Below are 13,421 nucleotides of genomic sequence, written 5' to 3' on the forward strand. Positions count from 1 at the left end.
CACGATGACGATCCCCTTCGATCCTGCCGACGCGCTGGGCGCGGAGTGGCGGACGGGCCGCTGGCTCGGCCGCATCGACCGCGGCGAGGGCCCCTGCCCCATCCTGGTCATCGACGGCATCGCGCACGACATGTCGCGGGTGGCGCCGACGGTCGCGGACCTGGTCGCGATCGGCACGTTCGACGCGCGCGCGGGCGAGGCGATCGGCGCGCTCGACGCGATCGGCCTGTCGGTCGACGGCCCGGTGCGGCTGCTCAGCCCGATCGACCTGCAATGCGTCAAGGCGGCCGGCGTCACCTTCGCGGTGTCGGCGATGGAGCGCGTGATCGAGGAGCGCGCGCGCGGCGACGCCGGCGCGGCGGCGGCGGTGCGCGAACGGCTCGAGGGGCGGATCGGCGGCAGCATGCGCGCGGTCGTCCCCGGTTCGGCGGAGGCCGCGGCGCTCAAGCAGGCGCTGATCGACGAGGGCCTGTGGTCGCAATATCTGGAGGTCGCGATCGGCCCGGATGCGGAGATCTTCACCAAGGCCCCGGTGCTGGCGACCGTCGGCTGGGGCGCGGCGGTCGGCATCCGGTCCGATTCGACGTGGAACAACCCGGAGCCCGAGGTCGTGCTGCTGGTCGATGCGGCCGGCCATGCGATCGGCGCGACGCTGGGCAACGACGTCAACCTGCGCGATTTCGAGGGACGATCGGCACTGCTGCTGGGCAAGGCGAAGGACAACAACGCGTCCTGCTCGCTCGGCGCGTTCGTCCGCCTGTTCGATGCGGGTTTCGGCATGGACGACGTGCGGCAGGCGGAGATCACGCTGCGCATCGACGGCGCCGACGGCCACGCCCTCGACGGCGCCAGCTCGATGAACCAGATCAGCCGCGATCCCGAGGACCTGGTGCGCCAGGCGCTGAGCGAGCATCAATATCCCGACGGCTTCGTGCTGTTCCTCGGCACGCTGTTCGCCCCGACGCAGGATCGCGACGTGCCCGGCCAGGGCTTCACCCACAAGGTCGGCGACACGGTGGCGATCGCGACGCCGCGGCTGGGACGGCTGGTCAACACCGTCGCCACGTCGAAGGCGGCGCCGCCATGGCGCTTCGGCCTCACCGCGCTGATCCGCAATCTCGCCGGCCGCGGGCTGTTGTCGGCATGATATCCCCGATGGAGAATGACGTGAACGAAACGACGACCGGTGCGCAAGGCTGGCGCGCCCGATACCCCTCGCTGCGCGGCAAGCGCGTGATCGTGACCGGGGGCGGATCGGGGATCGGCGCCGGCCTCGTCGAGGCGTTCGCGCGACAGGGTGCGAAGGTCGGCTTCGTCGACGTCGCCGATGCGGACGCGCAGGCGCTCGTCGCGCGGCTGTCGGACGTCGAGCATGCGCCGCTGTTCCGGCACCTCGACCTGACCGACCTCGCCGCGCTGTCGGACGTGTTCGCCGAGTTGCAGGGGGCGCTGGGCGGTGTCGACGTACTGGTCAACAACGCCGCCAACGACGACCGCCACACCATCGCGGAGGTCACGCCCGCCTATTGGGACGAGCGGATGAACGTCAACCTGCGCCACCAGTTCTTCGCGGCGCAGGCGGTGATCCCGGCGATGACGGCGGCGGGTGGCGGTTCGATCGTCAACTTCGGATCGATCAGCTGGCATCTGGGCCTCGAGAACCTGATCCTCTACCAGACCGCGAAGGCGGCGATCGAGGGGCTGACGCGCAGCCTCGCCCGCGACCTCGGCCGCGAGAATATCCGCGTCAACGCGGTCATCCCGGGCAACGTCAAGACGCCACGGCAGGAGAAATGGTACACGCCCGAGGGCGAGGCGGAGATCGTCGCGGCACAATGCCTCGACGGGCGCATCATGCCGGCGGACATCGCCGCGCTGGTGCTGTTCCTCGCCGCCGACGACGCGCGGCTGTGCACCGGCCACAACTACTGGATGGACGCCGGCTGGCGCTGAGCCCGGTGGCGATCGGCCGCGCGGCGGGGTGACTTTCGCCGCGATCTCCGACAAGGCGCTGGCGAGGGTGATGCTTCGCACGGGGTTGTGACGTGGACAGGCGGTTGATGGCGGCGGTGATGCGGGTGTGGCCGGTGGTCGCGCTGCTGCTCGCCGCGCTGCCGTCCGCCCTCCCCGCCGCTGCGCAGCCATCGCCGGTCGAGGCGGCGACGCGCCAGCTGTCCGCGGCGGAAGCCGACCTCAACACCGTCGACGGCGCGCTCGACACGCGGCAGGACCGGGCCGCGCGGGCGAAGCTGCGCGACGACGCGCTCGCCGCACAGGGCAACGCGACCGCCGCCGCCGAACAATTGCGCGACCAGCTCGCGCTGATCGACGCGCGGATCGCCGGGCTCGGGCCGCCGCTGCCGGGCGTGGTCGAGGCGGCCGACATCCGCGCCGAGCGCCGCGCACTCGCGCAGGCGCGCAGCTCGCTCGATTCGAAGGTGAAGCGCGGCCAGCTGATCGCCGTCGAAGCGGGGCAGCTGGTGGCGGAGATCGACCGCACGCAGGCGGCCGAGCTCGGCGAGCGCATCGCGGTCCGCGCCGCGTCGCCGCTGTCGCCGGTATTCTGGAGCGACCTCGTCGCCAGCATGCCGCGCGACCTTCGGCGCATCACGAGCTTCGGCGCGCGCGAGACGACGCAGGTCGGCGTCGCACTGCGCGCCGGCTTCCCCTGGGTCGCGCTGCTCGGCGCGTTGCTGGCGCTGGCGCTGCTGGTGCCCGTGCGGCGGGTGCTGCGGCGGATCGGCCAGCGCTACCTGATCGCCGATGCGCCCGGGCATCGCGTGCGGCGCTCGGCGAATGCGGTGTGGCGGGTGCTGGTCGGCACCGCGATGCCGATCGCCGCCGCCTTCCTGTTCGTGCAGGGGCTGCGCTGGTCGGCGCTGGTCGCCACCGCGTGGATGCCGCTGGCCGACGCCTTGGTCGTCGCGGCAGGATTCGCGGGCTTCACCGCGTCGGTCGGCGCGGCGTTCCTGATGGCGAGCCAGCCGTCGTGGCGGGTCGTGCCGCTGACCGACGGGGCGGCGACCGCGCTGCGGCCCGTCGCCTGGGCGTTCGCCGCGGTGACCTTCGTCGTCATCATGCTCGGCGCGTTCAACCTGTCGGTCGGGGCGAGCCCGGCGGCGTTGCTGGCGATGCAGGTGGCGGAGGTGATGCTGCACCTGGTGCTGATCGGCGCGACGTTGCTGATCGTCGGGCGGCTGCGCGCGCAGGAGGCGGCGGACGGCGCCAGCGCGGCGGAGGCGGCGGCGAGCGCGGGGGTCGGCGCGATCACGCTGACGCTGTGGCTGGTCGCGGCGGGAACCGTGCTGGCGCTGGCGATCGGCTATGTCGGGCTGGCGATCACGGTGATGCAATTCGTGCTGTGGGCGACGCTGCTCGCGGTGTGCACCTACCTGTTGATGGTCGTCATCGACGACGTCGCGACCAGCCTGTTCCAGCGCGAGAGCCGCGTCGGGCTGACGCTGCGCCACGGCATGGGGCTGGGCGGCAGCGCCATCGACCAGTTCGGCGTTCTGTTGTCGGCAGTGCTGCGGCTGGCGGTGATCGTCATCGCGCTGGGGTTGATGCTCTATCCGTTCGGTGCCGGCTTCGGATCGTTCCTCGACCGGGTCGGCGGGCTGGCGCGTGGCGTCCAGGTCGGCGGGGTCGCGATCTCGCCGGGCACGATCCTGCGCTTCGTCGCGGTGCTGGCGCTCGGGCTGTTCCTGGTGCGGCAGTTCATGGGCTGGCTCGACCAGCGCTACCTCCCGAGCACCGACCTCGACGGCAGCGTGCGCAATTCGATCCGGCTGGTGGCGCGCTACATCGTCACCGCACTGGCGGTGGTGTGGGCGCTCGCCTCGCTCGGCATCGGGATGGAGCGGATCGCGCTCTTGCTGTCGGCGCTGTCGGTCGGGATCGGCTTCGGCCTGCAGGCCATCACGCAGAATTTCGTGTCGGGCCTGATCCTGCTCGCCGAGCGGCCGATCAAGATCGGCGACCTGATCCGCGTCGGCACCGACGAGGGCGACGTCAAGCGGATCAGCGTGCGCTCGACCGAGATCGAGCTGGGCGATCATTCGACGCTGATCGTGCCCAATTCCGAACTCATCACCAAATCGGTGCTCAACAAGACGCTGGCCGGGCCGCTCGGCCGGATCCAGGTGCAATTTTCCGTGCCGATCGGCACCGACGCCGACCGGGTCCGGGCGCTGGTGCTGGAGACGTTCGCTGCCGAGCCCGCGGTGCTCGACGCACCCGCGCCGTCGGCGCTGGTCGACGCGATCGCCGACGGGCGCATCCTGTTCAACTGCTACGCCCATGTCGCCAGCCCGCGCGGCACCGGCGAGGCGCGCAGCAACGTGCTGCTGACGCTGCTGCGCCGGCTGCGCGAAGAGGGCGTGGAGCTGGGCACGGTGCCGCAGCGGATGGAACTGATCCGGTCGACGGAGAATGCGGCATGAGCGGCGACCATATCGCGATCGTCGGCGGGGGCTTTTCGGGCACCCTCCTCGCCATCAACCTGATGCGGCACGACGGCCCACGCGCGACCCTGTTCGAGCGGCGCAGGACGCAGGTCGCGCGCGGCGTCGCCTACAGCGCCGCGCACGAGGACCATCTGCTCAACGTGCGCGCTGGCAACATGAGCGCTCTGCCCGACGAGCCGGGCCATTTCGTCCGCTGGCTGGAGGCGAACGGGCTGGGCGACGCGCGCACCTTCGTCTCGCGGCGGGTCTATGGCAGCTATCTGCGCGCGATGCTGGATGCGGCGCTGGCGGCGCATCCGTCGCGGCTGACGCTGGTCGACGGCGCGGTCACCGCGCTGGAACGGCGCGATGGCGGCATGACGCTGGTCGCCGGCGACGTGCGGGTCGAGGCGGACGTCGCGGTGCTGGCGATCGGCAACCTGCCGCCGCACACCCCGCCGGGGCTGGATCCGGCAACGCTGCCCGCGGGCTGCTATCGCGCCGATCCGTGGGCGGGCGACATCGCCGAAGGGCTCGCCGACGACGACACGGTGGTGCTGATCGGCAGCGGGCTGACCGCGATCGATGCCGCGCTGATGCTGGATGCGGCGGGGTTCGGCGGACGGATGCTGGCGATGTCGCGTCGCGGCCTCGTGCCCCGCGCGCATGCCGACGGCGCCGCACGGCCGGGCCTGCGCGAACGTCCGGCCGGCACCCTGCCCGCACTGGTGCGCAGCGTCCGCGACCGCGCGGCGACGATCGGCTGGCGCGCGGCGGTCGACGAATTGCGCCCGGTGACGCAGATGATGTGGGGCGCGGCGGATGCCGGCACGCGGGCACGCTTCCTGCGCCACCTGCGCCCCTTCTGGGACGTGCACCGCCACCGGCTGGCGCCCGACGTCGCCGCACGGGTCGCGGCGCTGTGCGACAGCGGCCGGCTGCGCTTCGCGGCGGGCAAGCTCGTCGGGGTGGAGGCGCAGGCCGGCGGCGCGTTGCTGCGCTGGCGCCCGCGGCACGGCGACACCGTCGTCGCGACCGCGGCGGCGCGGATCGTCAATTGCACCGGGCCGCAGGGCGACCTGCTGCGCACCGACGAGCCGCTGCTGCGCCAGCTGCTCGACGACGGCATGGTGCGGCCCGACGCGCTGCGCATCGGCCTGGACGTCGATGCCCAGTCCAACGTCGTCGATGCCGCCGGCCGCACCGATCCGCAGCTCTACTGCATAGGACCGATGACGCGCGGCGAGCTGTGGGAGGTCGTCGCCGTGCCCGACATCCGCCAGCAGAATTGGGCGCTGGCCCGCCGGCTGGCGCATGCGCAATGGGTCGGCGGCGAGGGGTTGTGACCGCCCCCTCGCCCCGCCCGGATCACCAGTTGATGCCGACGCGCGCGTAGAGGTAGCGCCCGTTGAAGCCGAACGGCGAATAATAGGGGAAGCCCAGCACGCCGGTGGAATTGTTCGCGGCGATCTGGCGATCCGGATAGACGTCGAACAGGTTGCTGACGCCGAGGCCGATCTGCGCCCCCTTCGGCGCCGAATAGCGCAGTTCCAGATCGGTGATCGCGTGGCGGCCGGTGTGGACGTCGGCGCTCTGCACCGTCCCCGCCTGGTTGACGTCGCCGTAATAGGTGACGCGGGCGAGTGCGCCGAGCCGGTCGAGCGACCAGTCGATGCTGCCGGTGACCTTCTGCTGCGGCGTGCCGTCCTCCAGCGTCAGGATGCGGCTGCGCGCGAACAGCGTCGGCGCGGGGTTGAGCGTCGCGGTGGAGGTGGGCACGCGCGTCACCGTCACGTCGTTGATGTTGCCCGCGAGCGTGAAGTCGAACGCGCCCGCCCCCGTCGTGCGCCAGCGATAATGCGCGACCGCGTCGATGCCCTTCGTGGTCGAGGCGAGCCCGTTGATGAAGAAGCGCGCCGCCGACACGTTGAACGGCGCCAGCAATCCGGCGACGGCGGGGCTGAACGAGGCCGCGATATTCTCCGACAGGCCGATCTGGTCGCGGATGTGGATGCGATAGGCGTCGACCGTCAGGTCGAACCCGCCGGCGCGGATCACAGTGCCGACCGACAGGTTGGTCGACTTTTCAGGTTCGAGCGGCAGGCCGCCGAGCGCGGTGCCGACCGGGCTCGTCGAGGGATAGGTGCCGGTCAGGATCGGCACGCCATTGGTGACGACCGAGGCGACCTGCGTGAAATATTGCTGCTGGAGCGAGGGCGCACGGAAACCGGTGGAGGCGGTGCCGCGCAACGCGAACCACGGCGCGAAGTCGTAGCGCGCCGACACCTTGCCGTTGGCGGTACTGCCGAAGTCTGAATAGGTCTCGCCGCGGCCGGCGATGCCGAACAGCAGCTTGTCGGTCAGCTGTGCCTCGATATCGACGTAGACGCTGCCGCTGCGCCGGCTGCGCTCGATCGCGTTGCGCGGGGCGAAGCCGCCGAACCCCTGCGCGCCGGGCGCCGAGCCCGCCACCGCGTCGGTCGCGGTCGCGGGATAGTCGTAGGAGGCGCGCTCGCCGGGGGTGATCTTGTACCCCTCGCGCCGGCCCTCGATGCCGAAGGCGAGGTTGAGCGAGCGGAACACGTCGAACTTGCGCGTCACGTCGAGGCCGGCGACATATTGGTCGTAGGCGATGCCGCCATCGTCGAAGTTGCGCGGACTGGACGATCCATAGGCGTAGTTGGTCGAATTGAGCGTGCGGAAATCGACGGTGTTGCGGCCGTAGCTGACCGACAGGTCGACGTCGAAGTCCGACACCGTGCCGCGCAGGCCGACCGCCGAATTGATATCCTTCGAATGCGTATTGATGATCGGCAGGAAGCCGTCGGGATAGCCGGCGAGCGCCAGCTGCCGGCGGGTGATGGCGTTGGCGGCGGTCTGCGCGGCGGGATTGACGCGCGGGAAGGCGGCGCCGCGCGTGTCGCGGTCCTGATAGCCGCCGAACGCGTAGAGGCTGAGCGTATCGGTCAGCGACGTGCCCGCATTGACGAAACCGGTATATTGCTCGACCTCGGGATCGCCATAGCGGCCGGTGACGCGCGTCGGCGACACGCGCGGATCGAAGTCGGCGCGGTTGGTCGGCTGGCGCTTCAGATATTCGCCCGAAACGGTGACGAAACCGTCGCTGCCGAAGCCGATGCCCTGCCACGCCGAGGCGGTGACCGCATGTTCGCCGGTGACGTGGCGGCTGCCGCGCGCGGTGTCGACCTGCGTGTCGTAGAAGCCGTAATTGACCTGCGCGCCGCCGCCCGAGCGCGCCTCGCGCAGGCGCAGGTTGATGACGCCGGCGATCGCATCCGAGCCATATTGGGCGGAGGCGCCGTCGCGCAGCACCTCGATCCGGTCGAGCGCGACGGTCGGGATGGTGTTGAGGTCGACCGCCGCCGATCCGCGGCCGACGGTGCCGTTGGTGTTGAGGTTGGCGGAGGTATGCCCGCGGATGCCGTTGACCAGCACCAGCGTCTGGTCAGGCGACAGGCCGCGCAGCGTCGCCGGGCGGATCGCATCGGTCGCGTCGTTGGCGGAGGGGCGCGGGAAGTCGATCGACGGGGCGATCGCCGACAGCGCGGTGGCGAGCTCGGTCGTCCCCTGCCGCTGGAGGCTCGCGCCGCTCAGCACGTCGACCGGCGCGACGCTGTCGAGCCGGCTGCGGCCGGCGACGCGGGTGCCGGTGACGACGATGTCCTCGCCCTCGTCGGCGGTGGTCGCGGCGTCGGCGACGGGGGCGGCCTGTGCGGGCTCGGCGGTGGCGGATTGCGCGGGCGCGGCGGGCGCGGGCGTCTGCGCGGCCAGCGCCGCGGAACTGGCGGCGAGAAGGAGTTCGCTGATGATCGTCATGGTCTTGCCCTGTGGTGTCGTTGCGCTGCGGGCAGCGGATGACCGGGCGTCTATTCCATCCGCAGGCGGGACGTTTGCGAAGAAATTCTATGCCGCACTGCGGCATGGATAATTGGCGGGCCTTGTGTCGCACACGGTCCGCCGGACCGTCCTTGCCGGCTCTATCCCCTAGCCGGGACGGCGCTTCAGCAGCGCGGTGCGCAGGCATTGGCAGACCGTCTCGTCACGCTGGTTCAGCATCGTGTGCCGAAAGGTGACGAGGCCCGCGTCGGGGCGCGACCGGCTGTCGCGCAGTTCGACGACCTCGGTCTCGGCACGCAGCGTATCGCCGAGGAACACGGGTTTCGGCATCACCAGCTTGTCGTAGCCGAGATTGGCGACGAGCGTGCCGAGCGTCGTGTCGCCGACCGACAGGCCGACCATCAGCGCGAAGGTGAAGGTGCCGTTAACCAAGATCCGGCCGAATTCGGACGCACGCGCCGCCTCCGCATCGAGATGCAGCGGCTGCGGATTGTGCGTCATGGTCGAGAACAGCAGGTTGTCCGTCTCGGTCACGGTGCGGCGGATGTCGTGGGTCAGCCGGTCGCCGACCTGCCATTCGTCATAATGTCTGCCGGCCATCTATATGCCTTTCCACGATATTTCCGTCATTCCCCGTCGCGGACGATGCGGACGAGCAGCGTTCCCTCGGTCACTTGGCCCTCGGGCTGCGCAGCGAGGTCGGCGACATGGCCGTCGAACGGCGCGGTCAGGCTGTGCTCCATCTTCATCGCTTCCAGCGTCACCAGCCGCTGTCCCTTCACCACCGCGTCGCCCGCGGCGACCTCGACCGCGATGACGCGGCCGGGCATCGGCGACAGGATCGCGCCGTCCCCGGCCCCGCCCGCCGCGGCACCGGCGGCGCGGAAGGGCGTGACCTCCCACGTCTGGCCGCCCTCGGTTACCAGCAACCGGTCGTGCGCGACCGGCGATACCGCAACGGCGGCAAAGTCGACGGACACGGGCTCGCCGCCGACCAGCATCCGCGCCGTGCGCTGCGGCGCGGCGTTGAGGCGGAAGCCGGCGATTCGCTGCGGCCCGGCGAGCGCCGCCGCGGCGGTGGCGAGCACCTCCTCGCTCGGCAGCACGGGCGGCATCAGCGCGTCGCCCTCGCGCGCGATCAACCCGGTATCGACCCGGCCGGCGACGAAATCGGGATGGTCGAGCGCCTCGACGAGGAACCCCGCGTTGCTGCGGAGCGGCCAGACCACCGCCGCGTCGAGCGTGTCGGCCAGCGTCTCGCGCGCTTCCTCCCGCGTCGCGCCATGCGCGATGACCTTGGCGATCATCGGATCGTAATAGGGCGAGATGGTCGCGCCGCGCTCCACGCCGGTGTCGACGCGCGCGGTATCGCCGAGGTCGAACGCCTCCAGTCGGCCGATACTGGGCAGGAAGCCCTTCGCGGGGTCCTCCGCATACAGCCGGGCCTCGATCGCATGGCCGTCGATGGCAAGTTCGTCCTGCCGGCACGGCAGCGGCTCGCCGCTCGCGACCCGCAGCTGCCAGGCGACCAGGTCCTGGCCGGTAATCATCTCGGTCACCGGATGCTCGACCTGGAGCCGTGTGTTCATCTCCATGAACCAGATGCGGTCGGCGCGCAGCCCGTCGCTGGCGTCGGCGATGAATTCGATCGTGCCGGCGCCGACATAGTCGACCGCCTGCGCCGCCTTCACCGCGGCGGCGCAGACGGCCGCGCGGGTGTCGGCGTCCATGCCGGGGGCTGGCGCTTCCTCTATCACCTTCTGGTGCCGGCGCTGGAGCGAACAATCGCGTTCGAACAGGTGGACGACGTTGCCGTGGGTATCGCCGAACACCTGCACCTCGATGTGCCGCGGGCTGAGGATGTACTTTTCGATCAGCACCTTGTCGTCGCCGAACGCCGCAGCGGCCTCGCGCTGGCACGAGGCGAGCGCGTCGGCGAAGGCGGCGGCATCGTCGACCCGGCGCATGCCCTTGCCACCGCCGCCCGCCACCGCCTTGATGAGCACGGGATAGCCGATCGCCGCGGCCTCACGCGCCAGCCGTGCGGGATCCTGATCGTCGCCGAGATAGCCGGGGGTGACCGGCACGCCGGCGGCGATCATCCGCTGCTTGGCGGCGTCCTTCAGCCCCATCGCGCGGATGCTCGCCGGCCGGGGACCGACCCAGACAATCCCGTTATCAATGACTTGCTGCGCGAAATCGGCATTCTCGCTGAGGAAGCCGTAGCCGGGATGGATCGCCGCCGCCCCGGTATCGCGCGCCGCCGCGAGGATGCGCTCGGCGACCAGATAGCTTTCGCGCGCGGGCGATGCGCCGATGTGCACCGCCTCGTCCGCCTCGCGGACGTGCAGCGCGCGCGCGTCGGCGTCGGAATAGACCGCGATCGTGCGGATGCCGAGCGCGCGCGCGGTGCGGATAATCCGGCAGGCGATCTCGCCGCGGTTGGCGATGAGGAGCGATTCGATCATGCGCAGGCCTGCCGTTCGAAGGGATTGAGGATGGTCGCGCGCGTCGCCGTCATGCCGGGCATCCGGTCGTGCGCTGCGTCCAGGTGACGTTGAGCACCTTCCACGCGCCGCCTTCGCGGACGAGGTCGAAGTGGTCGACGCCGCAATGGTGGATCTTGCCGTTCACGGTGAAGGTATAGGGACCCCACACCATGGCGATGTCGCCGTCGACCTCGACGACGCTGTCGGTCAGCCTTTCCTCCAGCCGGTCGGGGCCGGGTTTGACGCCCGCGGCGAATTCCGCCCAGCCGAGCCGGCGGATCGTGCGGCCGCCGTCGGGCCGTTCCATCGCGACGGTCGCGCCGCCTTCGGGCCGGACCTGCGCCAGGATCGCCGCGCCGTCGTGCGCGGCGAGGCCGCGGAACATCGCGTCGATCGGCGCCATCACCGCCGCCGCCGCCGGATCGGCATAGGGCAAGGGATTGGCCGGCGGCAGCCGGTCGCCCGTCTGGAGCGCGAGGATGAGGGCGAGCGGGAGCATGGTCGTCATCTTTCATTCCTCCCCGGAACGGGGAGGTGGCAGCCCGCAGGGCTGACGGAGGGGCAGCCGCGCGCGGGCGGTCGCCACGATATGATCTGTTACGGCTTCGGGATCGCGCAGGATGGCGGTCGCAGGAATGCGCAACGTCTCGATATTGTGGAGGGCGAGCCACGCCGTCCGTCCCGCGTCGAACGCCGGTTGATCGCCGCAGTCGTGCGCGGCACCGTCGACCTCGATGCAAAGCGTCGCCGCCGCGCAAAAGAAGTCGAGCGTGTACATGCCGATCGGGTGCTGCTTGCGGAACTTCAGGTCGGCCGGCCGCTGCTTCAGAACCCGCCAGAGCAGGATTTCAGGAAGGGACATGTCCCGACGCTGACGCCGCGCGCGGGCCACGGTGGCGGACGCAGCCCTCAGCACGGCGACCGCCGATGCACGTGGCTGCCCCTCCACCACGCCTCTGTGAGGCGCGGTCCCCCTCCCCGTGCCGGGGAGGACTGATCCGCCGCCCATGCCATCACATCCGGAACACGCCGAAGCTCGGCCGTTCGGGCACCGGCGCGTTGAGCGTCGCGGCGAGGGCTAGGCCCAGTACGTCGCGGGACTGCGCCGGATCGATGATGCCGTCGTCCCACAGCCGGGCGGTCGCGTACCAGGGATTGCCCTCGTCCTCGTACCGGGCGCGGATCGGCGCCTTGAACGCCTCGGCCTGGTCGGGCGTCCAGCCGTCCGCGTCGCGATGCACGGTGGCGAGCACCGAGGCCGCCTGCTCGCCGCCCATCACGCTGATCCGGCTGTTCGGCCAGGTGAACAGGAACCGCGGCGAATAGGCGCGGCCGCACATGCCGTAATTGCCCGCGCCGAAGCTGCCGCCGATCAGCACGGTAATCTTGGGAACGCTGGCGGTCGCGACGGCCGTGACCAGTTTTGCGCCATGTTTCGCAATGCCTTCCGCCTCATACTTGCCACCGACCATGAAGCCGGAGATGTTCTGGAGGAACAGCAACGGGATGCGTCGCTGGCAGGCAAGTTCGATGAAATGTGCGCCCTTCTGCGCACTTTCGCTGAACAATACGCCATTGTTGGCGAGGATCGCGACGGGCAGCCCGTGGATCGTCGCGAAGCCGCAGACGAGGCTGGCGCCGTACAGCGCCTTGAACTCGTGGAATTCGGATCCGTCGACCAGCCGCGCGATGACCTCATGCACGTCATAGGGGGCGCGGACGTCGTCGGGGACGATGCCGTACAGCTCCTCGGCCGGATAGAGCGGCGCGCGCGCATCGGCGAGCGGCGCGGCGCCGGTCTGCGGCGGCAGCGTCGCGACGATGTCGCGCACGATCGTCAGCGCATGATCGTCGTTTTCCGCGACATGGTCGACCACGCCGGACCGGCGACCGTGCGTATCGGCGCCGCCCAGTTCCTCGGCACTGATGACCTCTCCCGTCGCGGCCTTCACCAGCGGCGGACCGGCGAGGAAGATCGTCCCCTGTCCGCGCACGATGATCGTCTCGTCGGACATCGCGGGCACATAGGCGCCGCCCGCGGTGCAGCTGCCCATCACGCAGGCGATCTGGGGAATGCCCAGCGCCGACATGTTCGCCTGGTTGAAGAAGATCCGGCCGAAATGATCGCGGTCGGGAAACACCTCCGCCTGATGCGGCAGGTTGGCGCCGCCGCTGTCGACGAGGTAGATGCAGGGCAGCCGGTTTTCCTGCGCGATCTCTTGCGCACGCAGATGCTTCTTCACAGTCAATGGGAAGTAGGTACCGCCCTTCACCGTCGCATCGTTGCACACGATCATCACCTGTCGCCCGGATACCCGGCCGATGCCGGCGATCAGGCCCGCACCGGGCACCTCGTCGTCGTAGAGGCCGTACGCGGCGAGCTGGCCGATTTCGAGAAACGCGCTGCCGGAATCGAGCAGGCGTTCGACGCGGTCGCGCGGCAGCAGCTTGCCGCGCGCCGTATGGCGGTCGCGCGCCTTCGCATTGCCGCCGAGACCGAAGCAGGCGACGTCGGCGCGCAAACGGTCGGCGAGCGCACGATTGTGGGCGGCGTTGCGGGCGAAGCCATCGCTGTCCGGGACGACACCCGTGGCGAGGACCGGACCCATCAGATCCTCCCCGCCACGGG

At 70.6% G+C, this 13,421-nt stretch carries 10 protein-coding genes; 4 read left to right on the forward strand and 6 right to left on the reverse strand.

Annotation, left to right across the window (positions count from 1 at the left end; genetic code table 11):
- Nucleotides 1–4: 4 nt before the first annotated feature.
- From LPN01_RS11440 to LPN01_RS11455, 4 genes are all read left to right on the forward strand, one after another.
- Nucleotides 5–1,147, forward strand: a complete 1,143-nt coding sequence (locus LPN01_RS11440) for a fumarylacetoacetate hydrolase family protein (RefSeq protein ID WP_262828618.1) — start codon at nt 5–7, stop codon at nt 1,145–1,147.
- An 8-nt stretch (nt 1,148–1,155) separates the two neighbouring features.
- On the forward strand, nt 1,156–1,953 hold the full coding sequence (locus LPN01_RS11445; RefSeq protein WP_410482826.1) for an SDR family NAD(P)-dependent oxidoreductase: 798 nt from the start codon (nt 1,156–1,158) through the stop codon (nt 1,951–1,953).
- A gap of 92 nt (nt 1,954–2,045) precedes the next feature.
- A complete protein-coding gene (locus tag LPN01_RS11450; protein ID WP_262828550.1) occupies nt 2,046–4,442 on the forward strand; it encodes a DUF3772 domain-containing protein in 2,397 nt (798 codons plus the stop codon).
- Nucleotides 4,439–5,791, forward strand: coding sequence for an FAD/NAD(P)-binding protein (locus tag LPN01_RS11455; protein WP_262828551.1), 1,353 nt, complete (start codon nt 4,439–4,441; stop codon nt 5,789–5,791). Before LPN01_RS11450 ends, LPN01_RS11455 begins: the two co-directional genes overlap by 4 nt.
- Nucleotides 5,792–5,813: 22 nt before the next feature.
- Here the strand turns inward: LPN01_RS11455 and LPN01_RS11460 are convergent, their stop codons facing one another.
- The 6 genes from LPN01_RS11460 to LPN01_RS11485 form a co-directional block, all read right to left on the reverse strand.
- Nucleotides 5,814–8,282, reverse strand: coding sequence for a TonB-dependent receptor plug domain-containing protein (locus LPN01_RS11460; protein WP_262828552.1), 2,469 nt, complete (start codon nt 8,280–8,282; stop codon nt 5,814–5,816).
- Nucleotides 8,283–8,450: 168 nt separating this feature from the next.
- On the reverse strand, nt 8,451–8,903 hold the full coding sequence (locus tag LPN01_RS11465; RefSeq protein ID WP_262828553.1) for a MaoC family dehydratase: 453 nt from the start codon (nt 8,901–8,903) through the stop codon (nt 8,451–8,453).
- 26 nt (nt 8,904–8,929) lie between these two features.
- Nucleotides 8,930–10,771 carry an acetyl/propionyl/methylcrotonyl-CoA carboxylase subunit alpha gene (locus tag LPN01_RS11470; protein ID WP_262828554.1) on the reverse strand — a complete coding sequence of 614 codons (1,842 nt, stop codon included), beginning with the start codon at nt 10,769–10,771 and terminating at the stop codon, nt 8,930–8,932.
- A gap of 49 nt (nt 10,772–10,820) precedes the next feature.
- Nucleotides 10,821–11,300, reverse strand: coding sequence for a nuclear transport factor 2 family protein (locus tag LPN01_RS11475; protein WP_262828555.1), 480 nt, complete (start codon nt 11,298–11,300; stop codon nt 10,821–10,823).
- Between the two features lie 3 nt (nt 11,301–11,303).
- Nucleotides 11,304–11,654 (reverse strand): endonuclease domain-containing protein, encoded by a 351-nt coding sequence (locus LPN01_RS11480; protein ID WP_262828556.1) that lies wholly within the window; start codon nt 11,652–11,654, stop codon nt 11,304–11,306.
- 151 nt (nt 11,655–11,805) lie between these two features.
- The gene (locus LPN01_RS11485) at nt 11,806–13,404 is read right to left on the reverse strand and encodes a carboxyl transferase domain-containing protein (RefSeq protein WP_316747818.1); all 1,599 of its coding nucleotides are present in this window, start codon (nt 13,402–13,404) and stop codon (nt 11,806–11,808) included.
- Between the last annotated feature and the right edge of the window lie 17 nt (nt 13,405–13,421).

This window comes from Sphingomonas sp. A2-49 (genome assembly GCF_025548555.1).
GTDB lineage: Bacteria > Pseudomonadota > Alphaproteobacteria > Sphingomonadales > Sphingomonadaceae > Sphingomonas.